Below are 23149 nucleotides of genomic sequence, written 5' to 3' on the forward strand. Positions count from 1 at the left end.
GTTCACTCCGCTGCGATCGCCTTGGGGGCGGGTGTTTTGGGCTTGGCGCCGTGTTCGTATTCTTCGAGGAAATCGAGGACTTCCTGGCGGTAGGCATAGTAGTCCGGATGCTCCAACAGGGCTTTGCGGGTGCGCGGACGGGGCAGGTCGACCTTGGTGATCTTGCCAATTGTCGCCTTCGGTCCATTGGTCATCATCACCACACGGTCGGCCAACAGGATCGCCTCGTCCACGTCATGGGTCACGCAGATCGCGGTGACCTTGGTGCGGGACCAGACCTCCATAAGGACTTCCTGCAATTCCCAGCGGGTCAGGCTGTCGAGCATTCCGAAGGGTTCGTCCAGTAACAGTAATTTGGGCGACAGAGCGAAGGCGCGCGCGATACCGACGCGTTGCTTCATGCCGTTGGATAGATCGCTTGCGGATTTGTCCATCGCATCGGCCAGACCGACGCGTTCCAGGTAGTATTCCACCACATCCTGCCGCTCGGCCATACTGGCCTTGGGATAGACCTTGTCGACCCCAATCGCGACGTTTTCCTTGGCGCTGAGCCATGGGAACAGGTTCGGCGACTGGAACACAACGGCGCGTTCAGGGTCAGCGCCTTCGACATGACGCCCATCCAGCTTGATTGCGCCCTTCGAGATGTCATTAAGACCTGCCGCCATGGTCAAAACCGTGGATTTACCGCAGCCCGAATGGCCGATCAGAGAGATAAACTCACCCTTGTCGATCTTCAGGTCAAAATCCTCGACCACGGTTAGCGGGCCTTTTGGCGTCGGGTAGACCTTGTGCAATTGCGAGAAGTCGAGGAACCGATCTTGGATCATTCCCTTTTGCGCCTCTGCCACCGCTGTTGGCACGCCATGGATCGGCGTAACGTCGGGCAAGATGCGCGAGCCTTCGACCTTGGCCTCGATCCCAACATCCATCAGGTACTTGGTGACGTCAGCGCGCAGGCGTTTGAAGGTCTCATCGTTGTTCATGGCCCCGCGTTCCCGAGGGCGCGGGATCGAGACGCGGAACTCCTGCCCCAGCGTGCCATCAGGGTTCAGGGCAATTATGCGGTCGGCCAGAATGATCGCCTCGTCCACGTCATTGGTGATCAGCACGCAGGTTTTCTTATCGGCTTCCCAGATGTGTTCGATCTCATCGGCCAGATTGGCGCGAGTCAGTGCGTCAAGCGCGGACAAAGGTTCATCTAGCAACAAAACTTCTGGGTTCATTGACAAGGCGCGCGCGACGTTGACCCGTTGGCGCATACCGCCAGACAGCTCCGCCGGACGACGCGTTGCGGCATGGCTAAGGCCCACCATCTGCACGTAGTGCGCGACCTTCTCAGCTTTCTCTGCCTTGTTGAGGCCGGGGAAAACTGTATCCACGGCCAGTCCCACGTTGCCGCTGACAGTCAGCCAGGGCATCAGCGAGTAGTTCTGAAAGATCACACCTCGTTCCGGACCCGGACCCTTGATCGGGGCACCTTTGAACGTGACCTCTCCACTGGTAGGCGTGTCCAGACCGGCCATCAGGTTGATCAAGGTCGTCTTGCCTGTGCCTGAGAAGCCGAGGATCACCAGAAACTCACCCTCTTGCACGTCCAGATCGATACCTTTCAGCACATCGGTTCGCGCGGTGCCTTCGCCGAATGACTTTGAGGCGTTTTTGAAGCTTAGGATGCTCATCGCGCTCACCGGTTATTCGTGAAGGTGAAAAGGGATTGCAGCGCGTACATCACCCGGTCCAGCAGGAAGCCGATAATGCCGATGGTGAAGACCGCGACCATGATCTTGGCGAGTGAGCTGGACGAGCCGTTCTGGAATTCGTCCCAGACAAACTTGCCCAGACCGGGGTTCTGCGCCAGCATCTCAGCCGCGATCAGGACCATCCAACCCACGCCAAGCGACAGGCGAAGGCCGGTGAAGATCAGCGGCAGCGCCGAGGGCAGGACCAGCTTGGTGATCTTGGTATAAGTGTTCATTTTCAGAACTTTGGAGACGTTCACCAGATCTTTGTCGATCGATGCCACACCCAACGATGTGTTGATCAACGTGGGCCACAGCGAACACAGGGTCACGGTAATCGCTGAGATCAAAAAGGATTTCGCGAACCAGCCGTCATTCGTGACATAAACGGCCGAGACGATCATGGTCACGATCGGTAGCCAGGCCAAGGGCGAGACCGGTTTGAAGATTTGGATCAGCGGGTTTAACGCGGCATTTGCGGTGGGCGACAGACCGGCTGCGATCCCAAGCGGAACCGCGATGACAGTGGCGATCAGAAACCCAAAGAATACGGTTTTGATCGAGGTCCAGATTTGTTGGTAGTAGGTCGGAGCCCCAGTGAAGGCGACGTCTTTCACTTTTTCGGGCTGGCCTGCATCAATGAACTTCTGGTTGCGTTTCTCGACCATGGCCTCGAACTTCGCACGTTTGGTGGCTTTTGCCTTGGCGTCCTCGTTCAGACTAACCATCTCCTCCCAAACCTGAGCGGGGCCCGGCACCGCACCCAAAGAGGTTTGCACTTTCGGCGCCAGTGATGCCCACAGCAGCAGGAAGGCGCAGATCGACAGAATGGGTACGATCAGCAGACGCCAGATCTCGGTCATCTGGGCGCGGGGGTTGTCCCCGGCGGCGGCTTTCAGGACCGGGGTGGCCCAGCTGAGGCCCAGAACCTGAAACCATTTGTCGGCAGCGTTGATGCGGGTGAAAAGGCGGGCGCGACGTGCCTCTCGGGCGGCGTCTGCGTTGAATTCTGGATCGACGGTTGTCATTTGATGTGTCCTTGCGATGGCGGGGCACTTTGGGGTCCGCGCCCGACCGATGCCGGGCGCGGCGTTTCGGGATTAGCCTTGCACGTCCGAACCGACGATCTTCTGACCGTCTTTCAGACCGATGGAGAGGCTTTCGAGGTAGGCGTTGGGCGTGCGGCCGTCATAGGCGATACCGTCGATGATATCCTCGGCCGGGGTCGGCGCTTTGTAGCCATCGCTGTCCCAAGGGAAGTCGGCCTCATTCGCCAGCCCTTCGTCGACCAGCAGTCTGGCTGCTTCCAGATAAATCTCGGGCTTGTAGACCGACTTAGCCACCTCGTCATACCAGCTATCGGGCTTGGTCTCGGCGATCTGACCCCAGCGACGCATCTGTGTCAGGTACCAGACAGCGTCCGAGTAGAACGGGTATGTTGCGTTGTAGCGGAAGAACACGTTGAAATCGGGGACTTCGCGCTTATCGCCTTTCTCGTATTCAAACGTGCCGGTCATCGAGTTGGCAATGACGTCATAATCCGCGCCCACATACTCCGCACGGCTGAGGATTTCGACGGCCTCGGGGCGGTTGGCGTTGTCATTTTCATCCAGCCACTGCGCCGCACGGATCAAAGCCTTGGTCACCGCCAGGGTGGTGTTCGGATACTCCTCGGCGAACTCAGCTGTGATACCGAATACCTTTTCGGGGTTGTTCTTCCAAAGCTCATAATCCGTGATGACCGGAACACCGATCCCTTTGAATACGGCCTGCTGGTTCCAGGGCTCGCCTACGCAATAGCCATAGATCGTGCCGGCCTCGAGCGTGGCGGGCATCTGTGGTGGAGGGGTCACGGACAGGAACACATCCGCGCCGATCTGACCGGTCACGTTTTCGGGGCTATAATATCCCGGATGCAGGCCGCCTGCGGCCAGCCAATAACGCAGCTCGTAATTGTGGGTCGAAACCGGGAAAACCATGCCCATGTTGAACGGCTTGCCTTCGGATTTGTACTTCTCAACGACCGGAGCCAACGCTTCGGCGCTGATGGGATGCTGCGGGCGGCCGTCGTCCATCACCGGGATATTCGGCTTCATCTCTTCCCAAATCTCGTTGGAAACGGTGATGCCGTTGCCATTCAGGTCCATCGAAAAAGGGGTGATGATATGCGCCTCGGTCCCGTAGCCGATTGTTGCGGCCAAAGGCTGCCCGGCCAACATATGTGCGCCGTCCAATTGACCGTCGATCACGCCATCCAGCAGCACTTTCCAGTTTGCCTGCGCCTCAAGCGTGACGAACAGGCCTTCGTCCAGGAAATATCCATTCTCGTAAGCAACTGCCAACGGTGCCATGTCGGTCAGTTTGATAAAGCCAAAAGTCAGTTCGTCTTTTTCAAGCTCCAGCTCGGCCAATGCCGGAGACACAAGCGCTGTCGTCGCAGCGAGGCTCAGAAGTAGCTTTTTCATCTCGGTCCCTTTCGGTTCAGCCCATTTCCGTTGGGCAAACAAAAAAGCCGCCGACACAGACCGCCGGGAGGAGATGGCGGTTGGTCGAGCGGCTTTGCTCTTGTTAGTTGCCCCTGGCTTTGGGCGAATTCTGTCGGTGGGCTTCGTTGCCTTCCGATGAGATGATTAAGGCAGCCGCATGTCGGGTCGTCACCAAAATTCGCCATTTTGACGTGGAATTTTCTGCAATGCAGCGCGGTGGAATGCTGCGGTGCAAAAAAAATGTGCAACCTTATCCTGTCGGCTCGAAAATGCGTCGGTCGAAAAACATGTTTTGCGGCAGAATCAGGCTGCCCGTCGCCGAAGCCACAGCCGTCGACTCGGTCAATGCCCCTTCCACCTTTTCGGATGCGCCGGGTGTTTCAACACCCAGACCTTGCAATTCGCGACGATAGAGATCGCTGCGAAAGACCTTGGCCGCCTGTCGTTCAGCCGTCGCAGGGTCCAACCCGTTTCGCTTTGCGAGTTGATGCGCAACCCATTTCGCCTGACTACGCCAGGGGAAGGTTGCCGCGCCATCAAAGAACTCGACAAATCCCTCCACTTGGCGCTGCTCTCCGCGCGCAGAGATCGTGAACTCACTCATCAGGGCGCGGTCGATCAGTTCGGGCGAGACATTGAGGTAGGTTTTGCGCGATAGCATCTCTGATGCGGTGGTTCGGCTGTCCGGGTTGGACAGCCACCGACCCGCGCGCCAAACCGCCCGCATGAGGCTGCCCAAAAGGTGGGGCTCGGTTTCCGCCCAATCGTTCCTGACGGCTAGGACCTTTTCTGGTGCGCAGGTCCAGATCGCTCGGCCAGGCAACAGCAAGGCGCCGACGTTATCGTCTACCGAGAACGAACCCCAAGGCTCGCCCACACAGAACGCGTCAATCTCACCGCTGGCCAGGGCTTGCGCCATCAGTGGTGGCGGGACGGTGCGGATTTCGACCTTTTTTGACGCAAGCCCGGTTCCGGCGACCCAATAGCGCAACAATTCGACATGCATCGAAAACGGAAATGGAACGCCAAAGACAAGAACATCACTAGCGGCCTGGGCCAATGCGGCCCCGGCGGCTTGGGCATCTGAAAAATCGAACTCATACCCCATATCCGCCAGTCGCTTGGCCAGTTTGGTGCCGACACCGATGACATTGCCATTCAGGGACAGGACCGAAACTGCGGAAAGCGGAGTTGCGATACCGCCCAAACCCAAAGCCATCGCAACAGGCACCGGAGACAACAGATGTGCTGCGTCGACATGGCCGAATGCCAGCATATCACGCAGCGATGACCACGATGGTGCAGGGCGCAGATCCAGCGAGATCCCTTCTGCATGGTCGAACCCCATTTCGCGCGCGACAATCAGCGGGGCCGCGTCCACCAAAGGCATGTAAGCGACAGGCAGCGTTACCGTTCTCATGAGAGCAACCCCGACGCTGTCACCAAGGCCTCGGCCACGTCTGCAACGCGCCGGTTCTGGTTCATCGCAGTTTTGCGCAGCAAGGCGTAGGCCTCGTCTTCTTGAATGCCTTTGGCCTTCATCAGCAGGCCCTTGGCGCGGTCAATCAGCTTGCGCTCTTCCAATGCGCGTCGGGTTTCTTCCAATTCCACGCGCATCTGCCGCAGCATCTGAAATCGGGCGATGGCGGTATCCATGACGGGCTTTATGCGATCGGCCTTAAGGCCATCGACGACATAAGCTGACATACCGGCCTCAACCGCTGCCTTGGCCAAACCCCCGGCTGCGCCGGACACGAACATCGCGACGGGGCGTTCCATAGGGCCCGAGGCAACGGTCAGCTCTTCCAGCATGTCGCGGGACGGGTTGTCGACGTCGATCAACACGATATCGGGGCTGTGCGTGGCAATCTTGCGCGCAAGTCCTGACACGCTGCCGATCACAAAGACGTCCACGTCCCCGGACTCTTTCAGGGCATCGACAATTGCAAAGGCGCGCTCTTGGTTTTGCTCGACAACAACGACAGTGAGGTTTTGGCTCATGGCGATTCAGCTGGAGCCAGATATCGGTAGCCTCAATCCGAAAGCCTTCGAATGTCCCAATTTTGTGCGGGCTTGCCTAATAAATCAGCGCTTTCGGGCCTGATGCAGTAAGACTGCGCAGTTGATCTTCAGCTTTGGAAGGGCGCAGCGCGATACGCGCTGGTCCGTCGATGATTATGATGCTGTCACTCTGTGGCACGATCAAAAGTGAAGGTAATGACGCACAACAGGGCCTGACTCACGAATGTCGAACTTCTTTATCTCTGCCTGTTCAAAGCTATCCGACACCGTAAGCCTTTCATGCTGAGCAAGGTGTTCGTTCCAACTGGCAACCTCAAAGCTTTCAATCCAGACTTCCGGATCTTCGACACTTTGTATCAGGGACCACTTGAAGGCGCCGTCGCGGTATCGCTGCGCAGACCAAGCATTCAGGGCCCGAATAAACTCTGTGCGGTCTTCCGGGCGAATGCGATATTCAATTTGAACTCGCGCGGCACGATCAGCGGACTGGTCAGTCTCCAAGTCCAGATCGGGTGCGGCGGGCCACAGCATTGCGGGGCTCAGGTCCAGGTTTTCGCCCTGGCCAAGCTTGGCCTTTCGGGTGATTGCCGAACCGAACACCAGACCGGCGGCTGCAATGATCAGGGCCACGGACAGGCCGTAGGCTTGCGCCACCTGTCCCCAAAGTGTCGCTCCGAGCGCCATGGACCCGAAAAAGACCATCAGGAAAATGGCCATGCCGCGCGCTCGGACCCAATTCGGCAAGGCCAATTGCGCGGACACATGGAATGTGGTCAGCACCGCGATCCAAGCAAACCCACCGACGAAAGCGGCCAGCATCGCGACCCCTGAATTGTTCGCAACGGCAAGCAGAACCAATGCGACAGCTGTTCCGCCTGTTCCCGCAATGACGACCTGATCAGCCGAGGCGTCGCCTCGCAGTCTGGGCAAAGCAATGGCTCCGGTCACTGCGCCTGCGCCGACAAGAGTTAACAAAAGGCCATAAAGCTCGGCGCCGCCTTCGGGTATGCTGCGCGCGATCAGGGGCAACATGGCCCAATAGGCGGAAGCAAACAGAAAGAACGCAGCTGCCCGGATCAATGTCGCCAGCAGCGCATGGTTATAGCGGGCATGACGCAGTCCCGTTGCCATTTCGGACACTATCGGTTGGTGCCCGCTTTTTCTGGGCGCTGCTTCGGGTTTCCAGGCCAGCAAGGCCGCGATGATCACAAGGTGGCTGATCGCATTGACGACGAAAGGCGTAGACAGCCCGACGCTTACGATCAGGACACCGGCCAATGCCGGGCCGATCGCCCGACTGATATTGATGCCCATCGAATTGAGCGCAATCGCTGACTGCAGGTTGTCACGCGGAATCAGTGAGGGCACGACGGCCTGCCAGGCCGGAGCCATGAAAGCCGCCCCGGTTCCAACGGCGAGTGTGAATAGGATCAGGATCACAGGCGTAATCGCCTGCAACTGCACAAGAACAGCAAGCGCGGCCACGACAAACATCATTATGACGTTGATCACGATCAGCATGCGACGTTTGTCCAACCGGTCCGCCAGTGTCCCGGCGAACAAAGCAAACAGGAAAACCGGCAAGGTCGTTGCGGCCTGCACCAGGGATACCACAGCCGGCGACGGGCTGAGTTCGGTCATCAACCAGCCTGCGCCAACCTCGTGCATCCATGTCCCGACATTCGAGATCAGAGTGGCGCACCACAGCAGCGCAAATGCGCGATATCGAAATGGTGACCACGCGGAAACAGGTGCGGCGACCTCAGAACTGGATGACATCGGCCCACTCCTCTTTGTGGCGCATGGCCTGCGCCCGTACGAATGGGCACAGGGGAACCACACGCTGGCCCGCTGAGCGAGCGTCCGCGATCAATCGCTCGACCAGTTGCTGTCCAACACCCATGCCGCGGAGGCTGTCGGGTACAATTGTTCCGTCTGCAATCACCAGCGTGTCGCTGGTCTTTGACAACGTCAGTTCTGCGGCACCGTCCAAGCCGGGCAGGGTGCCCAAATACACGGCTTTTGCATCAGAGTCTTTGCGGGTAATCGTCGCTTGGAGGGTCAATTTTGAACTCCCGAATGTGATAGAGTCGAGGTTACACGCACCGAAAGACCAGGGCGCAAAAGCTGATCTGGATTTGGGACGCGCAGCCAAACGGTCAGGTCGCCTGCGTCGCTCAGCTCAAGGCTGGCGCGTTCCGGGGACAGCCCGTCCTGAACGATGGTTCCGTTTGTGAGCGAGACCGAAACACTGAGGCGTTCGAAAAGAGCCTCAAGCGACGAAACACCGGCTTTGGCCATGGTGTCCAAGCGAGTTTCGTAGTCAACCTCGTAAGCAACCAAAACGGGATCGATCACGATGACCTCTCCTAACCCCTGATCGGCTTCGGCCTCGATATACATTCCTTTTGCTGGCGAAGCTTTTGAGACGACGCCTGCGATTGGCGCTCGGATCACTGTTCGGTTCAGCGCAACTTCTGCAGCGGTGACTTCGGTGCGCGCCAGTTCCAGGTCTGCTTCAGCGACCTTCTGGGCTGTAATGGCCGGGTTTGCCGCGGCTTCTGCAGCTATTCCGCGGCTCAGAAGTTCGCGCTGACGGTTTGCACGGGCCTTGGATGCGGCCAATGTGGCTTGGGCCTGCTGTAGTCGAGCGTTCGCCATCTCCAAAACCAAACCCGCGTCGGTTTTGTCCAATTGAATAAGAGGCTCCCCCTGCGGCACGCGCGTACCGCTTTCGTGGAAAACGGTCTCGACGACACCGTCGATCTGGCTGGTGATGATACCGCGCTCAGAGGGAAGGACAGTGCCCTCGAACTCGAGCACATCGGCGGATGCAGCAGATCCTAGCAGCAGGATTGCGGTGAATGCGACGATCTTGTTCATGCCACGTCCCCTTTCGCGGGTTGGGCAGCCTCTGGTTGTTCCTGGGCAAAGCTTTTGGTGTGCAGGCACTCGGCTGCGGCTTCTTCTATGGTCAGTTGTTTTTTTGCCCAGCCTGCCAGACTTTCGCCGATAAGCATGCCGAGCAAACCCAATAGCGCTATGATCGGCGGCGCGGGCGAGCGTGTGTTCAGCAGTGCGTAGATCACTCCGACCAGCACGCCAACCGACAGAGAAAAAACGTATGCTTTCCAGTCCATGTCGCTCTCCGTCAGGCTACAAGCACGCCAGGCGCGCCGAATGAATTGATCGGGGACCAGTCGGGCAGCTCGGCAAGCGGTTCGGGGCTAAAGCTTGCAAATGCGCCCTTGGCGTGGACGATTTTACCGCCTGTCAGTGTCAGGTCGGCAGAGATATCCGCGATCTCATCTTCGGCAACGGTAAAGTAGTCGCGGTCCAAAACAGCGAGGTCGGCAAACTGGCCAGATTTCAATTGCCCTTTTTTGCCCTGTTCCCGACTGAACCAGGCCCCGGCCGCGGTCCAATGGCGCAAGGCGTCCTCGCGGCTCAGCCGGTTTTCGGCAGACCAGATCATGTCGCCACCGCGCCCTTTGCCCGAGACAGCCCAATGGATCGCGAGCCATGGGTTGTACGAGGACACGCGTGTTGCGTCGGTTCCAGCTGCCAGCGGCACGCCCGACGCCATCATCTTCTTCACCGGCATCACGTCGCGCAGAGCGGATTCACCATAGCGATCCCGATACGCGGTCGTTTGGAAGGCAATACGGTTCTGGTAGGAAATGCCGCCTCCGAGCCGGGCCACCCATTCCATAGTCTTCTCAGAGACGGTCTCGCCGTGGTCGAAGATCCAGTTGAGTTCTTCAAGCCCCTTGTCGCGACCGACTTCCTCGACAACCGACAGCAGACGGTGGGCGCTTTCCTCATAGGTGCAATGGAAGCGGATCGGCCAGCGGTTTTCGAACAGATATTCCAGAACGGGCTTCAAGTCGCCTTCCATGCGCTTGGGCAGTTCCGGGCGGGGAAAAGAGAAGTCTTCGAAATCATAAGCCGAGGCGACAAGCATCTCACCCGCGCCGACGCATTTCAGAAAATCGTCGCCCTGATCCGGCTTTACGATGTCATTCCAGCGTTTGAAGTCGTCCAGCTCCAACGTTGGTCGCTGCGCAAACAACTGATATCCGATCCGAACCGTCTGCTCGCCCCGGCGGTTGAGTTCGCTGATTACGCCATAGTCGTCCGGGTAATTCAGAAAACCGCCCGCACAGTCTAGCGCCGATGTCAGGCCCAGTCCGTTCAGTGCGCGGAAATAGTGTTTGGTCGACAGAACTTGCTGTTCAAAGTCCAGCTTCGGGGCCATGTCGAGTAATGCGTAGAGAGGCTGCGCATTCGGGCGCGCCAGTGCGAGGCCCGTTGGATTGCCATTGTCATCTCGCTCCAAACGGCCCGAGATAAACGGCTCGTAGTAATGACTGTCGATCCCAAGCGCGCGCAAGGCCGCTTTGTTCAGCCATGCCCGATCATAGAGATGCAAGACATACACAGGCACATCGGGTGCCACGGCGTTGATCTCGTCAATCGTTGGCAGTCTCTTTTCGGCGAACTGATCCGCTGACCATCCGCCCACGACGCGGATCCATTGACCGGCAGGTGTGCGTTGCGCCTGTGCCTTCAGCATCGCCAGACCGTCCGCCAAAGAGGGCACATGATCCCAGCGCAGCTCCATCGCAAAGTTGTTGCCCTGTCGGATGATATGCGTGTGGCTATCGATCAAGCCGGGGATCACCCGGCGGCCTTGCAGGTCGATGGTCTCAGCGTCCTTTGCATCGGCCATCAGCTCGCCATCGGTTCCGGTGGCTTGGATTTTTCCGCCGGAAATCGCTATGGCGGTGGCCTCTGGCCGATCAGGATCGAACGTTGTGATACGCCCGTTATAGAGTATTAGGTCCGCCATTCTGCGTCTCCGTGAAAGGTAGTTAGGGGCACTAGGGTCCGGTTTTTTTCAGAAAACCGTCAACGGTTGGGTCTGCTGCAGGATCACCGGGGACCAGTCCGGGCTGATCGGCGGGATGTGTCGCAGATCCTGATGGGCAAAGGGGCCAGAACCAAAGACAACCTCACCCCCCATCACGGTCAGCTCGGATTTCAGTTTGGCAATTTCGGCATCTGTGACGGTAAAGTAATCCCGGTCGAGGACAGCGAAATCGGCCAACTGACCCGGAGTGATCGCGCCCTTGCGGCCGGCATCCCCGGTGAACCAGGCGGAGCCCGTAGTCCAAACGCGCAAGGCTTCTTCGCGGCTCAGCAGGTTTGCGTCGTCATACATCGGCATACCCCCGCGTGAGAGGCCGGTGGTCATCCACTGGATCGAGAACCACGGATTGAACGAGGTCACACGCGTCGCATCCGTACCGCCGCCGACGGGCACGCCAAGATCGAGGATCGCGCGGAAATTGGGCGTTGTTTTCAGCTTTTCCATGCCGTAGTTCGCGACAAAGTCCTCGGCCTGGAATTGAATGCGGTTCTGCAAGGCGATGCCACCGCCAAGTGCGGCGATGCGTTCGAGGTTGCGTTGGCTGAAGGTCTCGACATGGTCGATGAACCACCCCGGCGTCAAACCCGCACCCTTGGCGACGTCTTCGTAAACGGGCAGCAAGCGATCACCTGTCTCGTCATAGGTGATGTGCTGGCGGAACGGCCAGCCACCTTCGCCCAAAACGGTCATGATCTGGCGCTGATAGTCTTCGGCATCCGCGTCGATGTCGGGCCGCGCGTCTGCGAAAATCTCGTAATCATAGGACGCCCAAGCGAGGTTTTCGCCTGCACCGACGAACTTCAGCAAATCATCTCCAGTACCGGCACGCGTGCTGGCGGTCCATTTCTGATAGTCGGACAGTTCCTGCCCTTTGTGCTGCGGGAAGGAATGATAGCCGATGCGGACACTCTGCAGCCCCTCATCATGCATCCAGCCGATGACGCGATATGGGTCGGCGTCCGGGAACTCCATCCCTCCGCCACCTGCGTCTGAAACAGACGTGATACCTAGGCCGTTCAATGTGTCGAAATACTGTTGAGAACTATTGATCTGGTCGCGGATCGACAGCTTCGGCGCGGACGCCAGCGTGCGATACATCACCAGCCCCGAGGGTGCGGCAAGCAACCGGCCTGTTGCAGTCCCGTCCACATCTTTTTCGATGATCCCACCGGGGTATTCCGGATGACCGGGCTCATTATATCCGTACCATTCAACCGCCTTCGTGTTCAGCAGTGTAAGCTTGTAGAGATGGTGGATCAGAACAGGATGGTTGGGCGCAACCGCATCCAACTCGGCCACGGTCGGCAGGCGCTTTTCTTTGAACTGGAACTCACTAAACCCCCCGGCGACGCGGATGAACTGGCCCTCTGGCGTGCGCTCGGCTTGCATGCGCAGCAGGTGCAGAGCTTCTTCCAGACTGTCGACACCGTCCCAGCGAACCTCAAGATTGTAGTTCACCGCGCCCCGGATGGCGTGTGTGTGACTGTCGTTCAGACCGGGGATCACCCGTTGACCGCGCGCGTCGATAACTTGCGTGAACGGCCCAACCATTGGACGTATCTCAGCATCGCTACCGACCGCGATAAACTGTCCGTCTTTGACAGCCAGAGCAGAAGCGTCGGGCTTTGCCGGGTCCATCGTCGTAACCTTCCCGTTCACCAACACCAGGTCTGCCGTTTGCGTTTGAGCAGCGGCTGACAAAGGGGCAGCAATCAGGGTGGCAGTTCCTGCCAATAGCTGGCGGCGGTCAATCTGGGTCGGCATGGTCGGTCACCTTGTTTCTGGGCAAAGGGGATCGTCCCGGCCCGACGGGCCGGTCTGGGATGTGTGCTGAGGAATTCTGTCCGGGGCAGGGGAGGTGGCCCCGGACAGGATGCGCCGGCTTACTCGGCGGCGATGGGCGCGGGCACCGGATCGACGGTCGGTCCGTGCTCAACCCGTTCGGGCGCCTTGTGCACCATGGTGTAGGCGTAATCGACGCCCATACCGTAAGCGCCCGAGTGCTCTTTCACGAGGTCCATAACGGCGTCGTACGAGTCGCGGTGCGCCCAATCGCGTTGCCATTCCAGCAACACTTGCTGCCAGGTCATCGGGACAACGCCGGCCTGTACCATGCGGTCCATCGCATAGTTGTGCGCATCGACCGACGTGCCGCCCGAGGCGTCTGCAACCATGTAGATCTCATAGCCGCCTTCCAGCATCGCACTGAGCGCAAATGTCGTGTTGCAGACCTCGGTCCAAAGGCCCGAAACGATCACTTTCTTGCGCCCGTTCTGAGCCAACGCATCGCGGACCTTCTGGTCGTCCCACGAATTCATCGAGGTGCGCTCCAGCAGCGGATGCTCGGGGAAGACGCTCAGCAGTTCGGGATATGTGTGCCCCGAAAAGCTTTCGGTTTCGACCGTAGTGATCGTGGTCGGGATGTCAAAGATCTTGGCTGCTTTGGCCAGGCCCACAGTGTTGTTCTTCAACGTCTGCCGGTCGATCGATTGCACACCAAACGCCATCTGCGGCTGGTGGTCGATAAAGATCAGCTGGCTGTTCTGAGGGGTGAGAACTTGCAGTTTTTCAGTGCTCATGTCTGGGCTCCTTGAAAGGTGTGGCGATTGGAACGCCGGGGTGTCTTGCCAATGCAAGTGGGGTGAAAAAGTGTGGGCGACAAACGATAGATTCTTGCCCGATAGTTTAGTTCTGCTAACCTATCGCCATGCCGTTTCGCCGCCTTCCTGCTTTGTCCTCTTTGCGCGCCTTCGAGGCGGCCGCCCGCCTGTCGTCGTTCAAAGACGCTGCGGCAGAGCTTGCGGTGACGCCAGGGGCGGTCAGTCAGCAAATTCGGGCCCTGGAGGATGATCTTGGCGTCAAGCTTTTTACCCGCGCCGTGCGGGCCGTGGCGCTCACCGAAGCGGGGCAATCCTTGCAGCCCGCGGTCTCGTCCGCGTTCCTGCAGTTGCGCGACGCGGTGGACCAGGTGCGGCCAAAGGCGACCCAACCATTGCGCGTGGAATCCAGTGGCCCGATCATCCGCAAATGGCTTTTGCCGCGCCTGCATCGGTTCGCCGAGCGCTATCCGGAATTGCCAGTGAGCTTTGAAACCGTCAGCCAGATCACCACCTTCGGAAAAGATGGGCCGGACGTGGTGATCCGGTTTACACGTGCGCCGGGCGAGGGGCTGTTCGCGGTAAAACTCTGCGAGGATTATCTGGTCCCGTTGGCAAGCCCCGACTTGATTGCCCAGCTGGATCTGAAGTGTTCGACCGATATTGTCCGCGCGCCCCTTGTGCATGACAGTAGTGCCGAAGTTTTCGGGCAGAACCTGAACTGGTCCGGTTGGTTTTCCAGGGCTGGCCTCGATACCGCTGGGGCTCAGCGCGGGATGCGGTTTGAACGGCAGGCTGCTGACCATGCCATTGACGCAGCCGTCAATGGGGCTGGCGTGGTTCTGGCAAGGCGGTTTCTGGCCCGCAACGAGATGCTGGACGGTCGCCTTGTGATGCCATTTGGTCCGGTGCTTCCGATGCATGTTAGCTACTTCGTGATTTGCCAAAAAGGGGATGAGACTCGACCAGAAATCGCCAGTTTCATCAACTGGTCGCGGGAAGAGGCCGCAGTGTTGGAGGATGGCGCCGGGTTTGGCGGCGCCATCACCTGACTCAGCTCAGGTTCATATCGAACAACAGGATTTCGGTGTCATCGCTTGCCTTGAGGGTCACCAGCGGTTTGTTGGCCACGGCAAAACCGTCCCCGGTTGCAAGGTTTGACCCGTTTGCTGTCAAAGCACCCCGGATCACCTGAACCCAAATGCCCCGTCCGGCAGCAATTTCATGCTGCAGTTCTTTGCCAGCACTTAAGGTTGCGCCGTATAAATCGACGTCCTGATGGATGGTTATCGATCCACCTCGGCCGTCGCGCGACCCCAACAGGCGCAGCGTGTCCTGACGCTCGATCTCGGGGAAGGCTTTCTGCTCGTAACTCGGACGCAGCCCTTCACGCTCGGGCACGATCCAGATCTGCAGAAAGTGCACAGGATCCGTCTTCGAGGCATTGTATTCCGAATGCCGGACGCCTGTTCCGGCGCTCATCCGCTGAACCTCGCCAGGCCGGATGACTGCATTTTGGCCCATGGAGTCCTTATGCTCCAGCGCACCATCCAGAACGACCGAGATAATCTCCATATCGGCATGGCCATGGGTGCCAAACCCTGCTCCGGGCGCAACGCGGTCTTCGTTGATTACCCTGAGCGGCCCAAAGCCCATGTGGTTCGGGTCGAGGTATTGCCCGAACGAGAACGAGTGTTTCGAGTCCAGCCAGCCAAAATTGGCTGCGCCGCGCTCTTCCGAGGGTCTGATCATCTGCATTTGTAACTCCGTGGTATGAGTTTTGCTGTTGACCCTCAATTTGGTCTAATTGCTTTTTGCGACAATTGCATCAATTATGGACACACTGTCCCGCAATTCGAGCAGGTGAAAGATGGACCGTTTCTCTGAACTTCGTGCCTTTGTGGATGTGGTTGAAGCAGGCAGTTTTTCCGGTGCAGCCCGTGAAACCGGGCAATCCCGGTCCTCGGTCAACCGACTGGTTATCGCGCTGGAAGAACGTCTGGGGGTACAACTGCTGCACCGAACCACGCGCTCGGTGTCGACTAACAGCAATGGGCGCGCACTATACGAGCGCGCCAAACAGATATTGAATGATCTTGAAGAGGTAGAGCTTTCGGTTACGGCCTCTCAGCGCGTGCCGGTCGGAAAGCTTCGGATCAGTGCACCTCATTCGTTCGGAGATCTGGACTTTTCTGAAATTGTCACCGGTTTTCTCAAGCAGCATCCGCAGGTGGAAATCGAAATTTCCTTCGAGAACCGTCTGATTGATCCGGTCACCGAAGGATATGACCTTGTGATCCGGGTGGCCGAGCCGGATGAAGAAACCGTGTTGGTGGACCACCGCATCATGACGTTGGATTATCTCCTGTGCGCATCCCCATCTTATCTGCGTGAATATGGAACTCCACAAACGGCTGAGTGTTTGAAGGATCACCATGGTCTGAGTTTGCTGCAGTCCGAACAGTCGGGGTTTTGGGTCCTGTCGGGTCCGGATGGCCCTGCAAAGGTCAAGGTTCGCCCGGTTTTGCGCGCAAACACTATGGATGCTCTTTTGAAGGCTGCGTCAGAAGGGTTGGGCATAGCGGTACTTCCGGAATATGCAATTCGGTCCGAGCTAGAGGCGGGGCGGCTGCGGCAGCTTTTGAGTGACTATCAGTTTCCCTCTCGTATGTTGCAAGTGATCTACCCTCCGGCGCGGCACCTTTCGGCCAACGTGCAGGCATTTACGGATTTTGTCTCGGACTGGTGCAAACGCTAAGGGCGTCCTCATCGGATCTGACCAAACGTACATGCACAGACCAATCGGCAGAAACCGGCCAAGTGGTTCAAATTCCAGCCAAAGGCAACTTTCATTGCGCAAACGAGAATTGAGTGCGCCAGTTGGACGGCCGGTTGGCCGCCTATGACGCGGGCAAATGGGGTCGCGTTTTACGAAAGTGACAAGTCGCCGACTTAGTATTAAGTTGAGGCATAAATATTCAAATATTTGACTGCTAAGTTTCTCAGCTTCATCCAGCGCGAGTCTCAAATGTCCAAGTTCAAATTTCCTACCGCCTTTACCATTCTGTTCATTCTGATTGCCGTTGTCGCTGCCCTTACCTGGGTTATTCCGGCCGGTGAGTATGACCGTCAGATGAACGAAGCCCTGGGCAGCGAAGCGCCTGTTCCGGGCACCTACCACGAAGTGGAGCCGAACCCTCAGGGGCTTACGGCGGTCATCCTTGCTCCGATTGCCGGTATGTATGATCCTGGGCTTCTGGGAAGTTCATCAAGCGCCGCAATTGATGTCGCTCTGTTTGTTCTGGTCATTGGTGGTTTCCTGATGGTTGTCACCAAAACTGGGGCCATCGACGCTGGAATCGGGTGGTTGCTGCACAGGCTGGCTGGACGTGAAATCCTTATGATCCCGATCCTGATGATCGCCTTTGCCTTTGGAGGGACAAGCTATGGCATGGCGGAAGAATCCCTCGCGTTCTACGCTCTGATTATTCCGGTCTTTATTCGGGCAGGGTACGACTCGTTGACCGGGGTCGCGGTGATCATGCTTGGCGCAGGCATTGGAACCCTGGGCTCTACCTTCAATGCATTTGCGACGGTTGTTGCCTCGCAAGGTGCGGGTATTCCGTTCACCAACGGGATCGTTCTTAGGTTCATTATTCTGATCCTTTGTTTGGCTGCAGGTATCGCATTCGTCATGCGATACGCATCACGCGTAAAAGCCGACCCTTCATTGTCGGTGGTTGCGGATCAGGCCGAGGAAAATCGGGCGCATTTCCTAAAGGGTTCGGAAGGCGATGACACGTTTCCCGAGATGACCAAAACGCGTTCGATCATTTTGGTCCTGTTCGGAGTCACATTCGCCATCATGATCTATGGCGTTGTTGCGCTGGGGTGGTGGATGGCCGAGATGTCAGGCCTCTTCCTGGTAATGTCCATCATTGTCTGGTGGGTCGGGAAAACGGATGAAGGGTCCAGAATGGACGAAGGGACCTTTGTGGAAACCTTCGTCGATGGCGCGCGCGATTTGCTGGGTGTTGCCCTGATCATTGGCGTCGCGCGCGGTGTGGTCGTGATTATGGACGCGGGCAAGATCACCGACACGATCCTTGCCGGGGCCGAGGGGTTTGTTTCAGGGCTGAGCGAGTTTGCATTTATCAACGCGATGTTTGGCATTCAGATCTTGATGTCATTCCTGGTGCCGTCCTCGTCAGGGCTGGCTACGCTTTCGATGCCGATCATGGCGCCACTTGCAGACTTTGCAGGCGTCGGGCGCGATCTCGTGGTCACGGCGTACCAGTCGGCAAACGGATGGGTGAACCTATTCAACCCGACATTTGCTGTCGTCATGGGGGGGCTGGCCATCGGCCGCGTGTCGTATGACCGGTGGTTACGCTTTGTGTTCCCACTACTGGTTATCCTGGCCGTGATCATCTGCGCCGCGCTTACCGTTGGGGCCATCACGGATCCGGGGATCGACGGGCCCGTAACCGAGACCTCAGACACAACAGCGAACTGAGCCGTCGCAATGACCGATCGCTCCGCTCCAGAGACGACGTCGACATCGGGTGCCCTTGGGCTGACGGCCTGTATCGCTTTGGTCGTTGGAAACATGATCGGTTCAGGAGTGTTTTTGCTGCCGGCATCACTTGCGCCGTTTGGACCAATTGCAATTGGCGGGTGGATTCTGACTTCGGCCGGGGCGCTTGTTCTCGCGATCATATTCGGAAGGCTGTCGCGAGTCGTCTCAAAACCTGGCGGTCCCTATGCCTACTCGCAAGAAGCATTCGGAGACTTTGCAGGCTTCATTATTGCCTGGGGGTATTGGATCGCGCTTTGGACTGGAAACGCCGCCGTTGCTGTCGCGTTGGTGGGGTATTTGGGGTTCCTGTTCCCGATCATTGTTGAAGTGCCGATGTACGGTCTCTCGACCGCGTTGGTTGCAATCTGGACGCTCACCTTGGTCAACATCCGAGGAGTCGAAGGCGCCGGATTTGTTCAGATCGTGACCACGGTGCTTAAACTTGCTCCGCTGATCGTCATTGGCACGCTGGGTATCTTCTGGATCAACACCGAGAACTACGTTCCGGTCAACCAAAGTGGCACCACGGCGTTTACGGCGATTTCTGCCGCGGCTGCTCTGACGCTTTGGGCCTATTTGGGCCTTGAATCTGCAACAGTTCCCTCCGGCGATGTCATCGAACCAGAAAAGACCATTCCACGCGCAACCGTGATCGGGGTGATTATCGCGGCGAGCGTCTACATCTCGGTAACCGCCGTTTCGATGGGCGTCATTCCGGCAGAATTGCTCGCTGTTTCCGCTGCCCCGCTTGCCGCTGTTGGCGACGTCATGTTTGGCCCGATTGGCGGTGTCCTTGTGGCCGTAGGTGCGGTGATTTCGACGTTCGGAACCCTGAACGGTTTCACCTTGCTCAGCGGTCAGGTCCCTTATGGCGCCGCATTGGATCGCGTTTTCCCCGCGGCGCTGGGCCGTAAATCCAAGTTTGGAACACCGGCAAATGCGTTGATCCTGTCGAACGCTCTGGCCTCGGTTCTGATCATCATGAACTATGCTCAGGGTCTAGTCGCCGCGTTCAACTTTGTCATTCTGCTAGCCGTTGTAGCCAGCCTGTTGCCCTATGCCATCTGCTCAGTAGCCGAAATCATGATCCGGTTGAAAGGCGGGCAAGTCCTGCATGGCCCGGAACTGGCCAAGGTTGTCGTGCTGGGCGCACTTGGATTCATCTACTCCGTCTGGGCCTTCATCGGTTCGGGCGCTGAAACCGTTTTGGTCGGCTCGGTCCTGCTGCTGGCGGGCGTGCCCATCCATGTCTGGGTCCGCTGGAGCCAGGCCAATGACATTGAAGACATTCAGAAAACGGATAGTTCGAAAGGAGAGTTGCAATGAAGCTCGGCGTTCATTCCGAGATCGGAAAGCTCAACAAGGTGATCGTCTCGCGCCCGTCACTGGCGCATGATCGATTGACACCGCGAAATTGCGAAGAGCTTCTGTTCGATGATGTCATCTGGGTTGAACAGGCCCGCAAGGACCACGCTGAATTCTGTTCCCTGATGCGTGAGCGCGGGGTCGAGGTCTATGACATTCAGGATCTGCTGGCGCAGGCCATCGCGGACGACCCGGCGGCGCGGGCCTTCATGCTGGACCGTTTGATTACGCCGAATATGGTTGGCCTTGGCTTTTCGGTGGAAATGCGGGCCTGGCTGGATGAGATGGACGCCAAGACCTTGGCGCGCCACATGCTGGGTGGGATCATCTTTGCCGATCTGCCCAAAGGTATGATTGACGAACAATTTGGCGACTTGGTTTCGCTGGGTGATTTCATTCTGCCCGCCGTTCCGAATGCGCAGTTCCAGCGGGACCCGTCCTGTTGGATGTTCAATGGGGTCACGACCAACCCGATGTTCTGGCCCGCTCGCAAGCCGGAAACACTGATCATGCGCACGGTGTATCGCTACCATAAGATGTTCAAGAACGCCGAGTTCGAGTTCTGGTGGGGCGACAGCGACGACGATTTCGGCCTCGCCTCGGTCGAGGGTGGCGATGTGCAGCCGGTGGGCAATGGAACAGTGTTTATCGGCATGGGCGAGCGCACCACCCGACAGGCCGTGGCACAGGTTTCAGAAGCGCTGTTCCGCAAGGGCGGCGCCGAACGTGTTGTCGCCTGCGCCATGCCCAAAAGCCGCGCGGCCATGCATCTGGATACGGTCTTCACTTGCCTCGACCATGACAAGGTCACCGCATTCTCGGAAGTTGCGGACCAGATCACCTGCATCTCGATCCGTCCGGGTGACCGTGGAGATTTGGATATCCACGTTGAAAAAGGACACCTGTTCGACGTCTACAAAGAGGCCCTTGGGCTAAACTCGCTGGAAGTCATCTCGACCGGTGGCAACGAATTCCAGGCCGAGCGCGAACAATGGGATGACGGGAATAACGTCGTGGCCCTATCGCCCGGCGTTGTAGTTGGCTACGCGCGCAACACGTTTACGAACGGCAAGATGCGCGCAGCTGGCGTCGAAGTGATCGAAATCTCAGGCCAGGAACTGGGTCGCGGCCGCGGCGGTGGCCACTGCATGACCTGCCCAATCGACCGCGACCCCGCCTATTGAATTTACCAAGGGTGCAGCCCTCTTGCGCCCGCTGATTTTTGTTAGGGAGAGACAAAATGGCATTCAATCTCAAAGGCCGTAGCTATCTGAAAATTGCCGATTTCAGTCAGCGTGAAATGCTGTACCTGCTGGATCTGGCCCGTGATCTGAAACGCGCGAAATATGCCCGCGCTGAACAGCCCTCGCTGACCGGCAAGAACATTTGCCTGATCTTCGAGAAAACCTCGACCCGCACCCGCTGTGCGTTTGAAGTGGCTGCCTACGATCAGGGTGCGAATATCACCTATCTCGATCCGTCGGGATCGCAGATTGGGCACAAGGAGTCGATGAAAGACACAGCGCGCGTTTTGGGCCGCATGTTCGACGGGATCGAGTTTCGCGGTGCGGGTCAGGACATGGTTGAAACGCTGTCAGACTATGCCGGTGTTCCGGTCTATAACGGCCTGACCGACGACTGGCATCCGACCCAGATGCTCGCAGACATGCAGACCATGATCGAGCACGCAGACAAGCCTCGGAAAGACATCGTTTATGCCTACTCGGGCGATTGTCGGTCAAACATGGGCAACTCACTGCTGATGCTGGGCGCGATCATGGGCTGCGACGTCCGGATGATTTCGCCGAAAGAAACCCAGCCCCATGACGATGTACGCGAATTGGCAATGGAACGGGCCGAAAAGACGGGCGCACGTGTGACGATCACGGACGATACGTCTGCTGTCGAAGGTGCCGACTTCATCCATACCGATGTCTGGGTCTCGATGGGTGAACCAAAAGAGGTCTGGGCCGAGCGCATCAAGCTGCTGAGCCCTTATCAGGTCAACATGGATCTGATGAAGAAAACCGGCAATCCAGCGGTCAAGTTCATGCACTGCCTGCCTGCGTTCCATGATCTGGAAACCAAGGTTGGTCAGGACATTCACGAACAATTCGGTATCACCGAAATGGAGGTGACCGACGAAGTCTTTGAAAGCGATATGAACATCGCCTTCGAGCAAGCCGAAAACCGGATGCACACCATCAAGGCGATCCTCGTCGCGACATTGGGAGCCTGATCCATGGGACGCGTTGTTGTAGCACTTGGCGGCAACGCGCTTCTCAAACGGGGTGAGGCGATGACGGCGGACAATCAACGCAAGAACGCGAAGATTGCCGCCAAAGCCCTCGCCCCGCTTTGCGAAGCGCATGAAACCGTCATCACCCACGGCAATGGTCCGCAGGTTGGAATGCTGGCCTTGCAAGAGATCATGTACACGGATGTCGAGGAATACCCGCTGGACGTTTTGGTTGGCGAAACGATGGGTATGATCGGGTACATGATCGAACAGGAGCTTGGGAACATCCTGCCCTTCGAGCATCACATCGCGACCCTGTTGACCATGATCGAGGTCGACCCCAACGACCCGGCCTTCGAAAACCCGACCAAGTTCATCGGTCAGGTCTATTCCGAAGCGGACGCCAAGAAAGAGGCGGCCGACAAGGGCTGGACGGTGAAACCGGATGGTGAGTATTGGCGCCGGGTCGTTCCATCGCCCCGCCCGAAACGTATCTTTCAGGTCGAACCAATCCGTTGGATCCTGGAAAAGGGCGCGACTGTGATTGCTGCCGGAGGCGGCGGCATCCCGACGATGTATGCTGCAGGTGCCGAACGGAAACTGGTCGGGGTCGAAGCCGTCATCGACAAGGATTTTGCGTCCTGTCTTCTGGCGCAGAACCTGGGCGCAGATGTCTTTGTCATCGCTACGGATGCTGAGGCGGTGTTTCTGAATTGGGGAACGCCTGACCAGAAAGGTATTAGGTCGATCACTCCGGATGCTTTGGACAAGTATGACTTTCCTGCGGGATCCATGGGTCCAAAGGTGCAAGCCGCGCAAGACTTCGTGCGTTCATCAGGCGGTCGCGCGATCATTTGCGCCTTAGCCGACGTTCCTGCCGCCGTTCGGGGTGAAAAAGGAACAACAGTATCCTTGGAGGCTGTGGAAACACAGTTTCACTAGATTGCTACAACCCGCGGCACCTGCGGAATGCTGCCAAGGCGTTGGAGCTTGACTCAAGTTCAGGTTCAACGACCTTGGATCAGCGTCCCGAAACCAACAAAAGCGCCCTGTCTTTCAGGCGTCATCGTAAATCAAACCAACCAAGTTCGTGTTTGAATCGGGCATTGGAGGCCGGTTTCCGTACGGGCCAAAACTCAACCACCCCGGATATTGTGTCAGCCACTTTGACCGTTGACCGCGCTTT

Annotated in this window: 20 protein-coding genes; 7 read left to right on the plus strand and 13 right to left on the minus strand. The window is 57.8% G+C overall.

Going from position 1 to position 23149, the window contains the following annotated elements; all coding sequences use genetic code 11:
- Positions 1-2: 2 nt before the first annotated feature.
- From J7416_RS17190 to J7416_RS17245, 12 genes are all read right to left on the minus strand, one after another.
- Positions 3-1682: an ABC transporter ATP-binding protein gene (locus tag J7416_RS17190; protein ID WP_209226529.1), complete on the minus strand. Its 1680-nt coding sequence runs from the start codon at positions 1680-1682 to the stop codon at positions 3-5.
- A 5-nt stretch (positions 1683-1687) separates the two neighbouring features.
- The gene (locus J7416_RS17195) at positions 1688-2770 is read right to left on the minus strand and encodes an ABC transporter permease (protein ID WP_209226531.1); all 1083 of its coding nucleotides are present in this window, start codon (positions 2768-2770) and stop codon (positions 1688-1690) included.
- Positions 2771-2842: 72 nt separating this feature from the next.
- Entirely contained in the window at positions 2843-4207 is a 1365-nt protein-coding gene (locus J7416_RS17200) for a CmpA/NrtA family ABC transporter substrate-binding protein (protein ID WP_209226532.1), read from the minus strand.
- 271 nt (positions 4208-4478) lie between these two features.
- Complete coding sequence (locus J7416_RS17205; protein WP_209226534.1) at positions 4479-5648, minus strand: ABC transporter substrate-binding protein; 1170 nt, start codon at positions 5646-5648, stop codon at positions 4479-4481.
- Complete coding sequence (locus J7416_RS17210; RefSeq protein WP_209226535.1) at positions 5645-6229, minus strand: ANTAR domain-containing protein; 585 nt, start codon at positions 6227-6229, stop codon at positions 5645-5647. The genes J7416_RS17205 and J7416_RS17210 overlap by 4 nt, the downstream gene beginning before the upstream one ends.
- A gap of 201 nt (positions 6230-6430) precedes the next feature.
- Positions 6431-8029, minus strand: a complete 1599-nt coding sequence (locus tag J7416_RS17215) for an MFS transporter (RefSeq protein ID WP_209226537.1) — start codon at positions 8027-8029, stop codon at positions 6431-6433.
- Positions 8013-8267 carry a GNAT family N-acetyltransferase gene (locus tag J7416_RS17220; RefSeq protein ID WP_348540290.1) on the minus strand — a complete coding sequence of 85 codons (255 nt, stop codon included), beginning with the start codon at positions 8265-8267 and terminating at the stop codon, positions 8013-8015. Before J7416_RS17220 ends, J7416_RS17215 begins: the two co-directional genes overlap by 17 nt.
- A gap of 44 nt (positions 8268-8311) precedes the next feature.
- Positions 8312-9133 carry an efflux RND transporter periplasmic adaptor subunit gene (locus J7416_RS17225; protein WP_209226541.1) on the minus strand — a complete coding sequence of 274 codons (822 nt, stop codon included), beginning with the start codon at positions 9131-9133 and terminating at the stop codon, positions 8312-8314.
- Positions 9130-9390 (minus strand): DUF1427 family protein, encoded by a 261-nt coding sequence (locus tag J7416_RS17230; protein WP_209226543.1) that lies wholly within the window; start codon positions 9388-9390, stop codon positions 9130-9132. Before J7416_RS17230 ends, J7416_RS17225 begins: the two co-directional genes overlap by 4 nt.
- Before the next feature lie 11 nt (positions 9391-9401).
- The gene (locus J7416_RS17235) at positions 9402-11102 is read right to left on the minus strand and encodes an amidohydrolase (RefSeq protein ID WP_209226545.1); all 1701 of its coding nucleotides are present in this window, start codon (positions 11100-11102) and stop codon (positions 9402-9404) included.
- A gap of 48 nt (positions 11103-11150) precedes the next feature.
- Positions 11151-12947, minus strand: coding sequence for an amidohydrolase (locus tag J7416_RS17240; RefSeq protein WP_209226546.1), 1797 nt, complete (start codon positions 12945-12947; stop codon positions 11151-11153).
- Positions 12948-13066: 119 nt separating this feature from the next.
- Positions 13067-13762 carry a hydrolase gene (locus J7416_RS17245; protein ID WP_209226548.1) on the minus strand — a complete coding sequence of 232 codons (696 nt, stop codon included), beginning with the start codon at positions 13760-13762 and terminating at the stop codon, positions 13067-13069.
- 128 nt (positions 13763-13890) lie between these two features.
- On the opposite strand from J7416_RS17245, the gene J7416_RS17250 reads away from it, so the two are divergent.
- The gene (locus J7416_RS17250; RefSeq protein ID WP_209226549.1) at positions 13891-14832 is read left to right on the plus strand and encodes a LysR substrate-binding domain-containing protein; all 942 of its coding nucleotides are present in this window, start codon (positions 13891-13893) and stop codon (positions 14830-14832) included.
- 1 nt (position 14833) lies between these two features.
- Here the strand turns inward: J7416_RS17250 and J7416_RS17255 are convergent, their stop codons facing one another.
- Positions 14834-15538: a pirin family protein gene (locus J7416_RS17255; protein WP_209226550.1), complete on the minus strand. Its 705-nt coding sequence runs from the start codon at positions 15536-15538 to the stop codon at positions 14834-14836.
- Positions 15539-15650: 112 nt separating this feature from the next.
- Between J7416_RS17255 and J7416_RS17260 the strand changes: the two genes are divergently transcribed.
- From J7416_RS17260 to arcC, 6 genes are all read left to right on the plus strand, one after another.
- On the plus strand, positions 15651-16538 hold the full coding sequence (locus J7416_RS17260; RefSeq protein ID WP_209226552.1) for a LysR family transcriptional regulator: 888 nt from the start codon (positions 15651-15653) through the stop codon (positions 16536-16538).
- Positions 16539-16808: 270 nt separating this feature from the next.
- On the plus strand, positions 16809-18296 hold the full coding sequence (locus J7416_RS17265; protein ID WP_209226554.1) for a YfcC family protein: 1488 nt from the start codon (positions 16809-16811) through the stop codon (positions 18294-18296).
- Positions 18297-18305: 9 nt separating this feature from the next.
- Positions 18306-19685: an amino acid permease gene (locus J7416_RS17270; RefSeq protein ID WP_209226555.1), complete on the plus strand. Its 1380-nt coding sequence runs from the start codon at positions 18306-18308 to the stop codon at positions 19683-19685.
- Complete coding sequence (locus J7416_RS17275) at positions 19682-20908, plus strand: arginine deiminase (RefSeq protein ID WP_209226557.1); 1227 nt, start codon at positions 19682-19684, stop codon at positions 20906-20908. Before J7416_RS17270 ends, J7416_RS17275 begins: the two co-directional genes overlap by 4 nt.
- A gap of 56 nt (positions 20909-20964) precedes the next feature.
- Positions 20965-21963, plus strand: coding sequence for an ornithine carbamoyltransferase (gene argF, locus J7416_RS17280; RefSeq protein ID WP_209226558.1), 999 nt, complete (start codon positions 20965-20967; stop codon positions 21961-21963).
- A gap of 3 nt (positions 21964-21966) precedes the next feature.
- Positions 21967-22905: a carbamate kinase gene (gene arcC / locus J7416_RS17285; RefSeq protein WP_209226562.1), complete on the plus strand. Its 939-nt coding sequence runs from the start codon at positions 21967-21969 to the stop codon at positions 22903-22905.
- Positions 22906-23149: the final 244 nt, after the last annotated feature.

This window comes from Ruegeria sp. R14_0, assembly GCF_017743975.1.
Classification (GTDB): domain Bacteria; phylum Pseudomonadota; class Alphaproteobacteria; order Rhodobacterales; family Rhodobacteraceae; genus Ruegeria.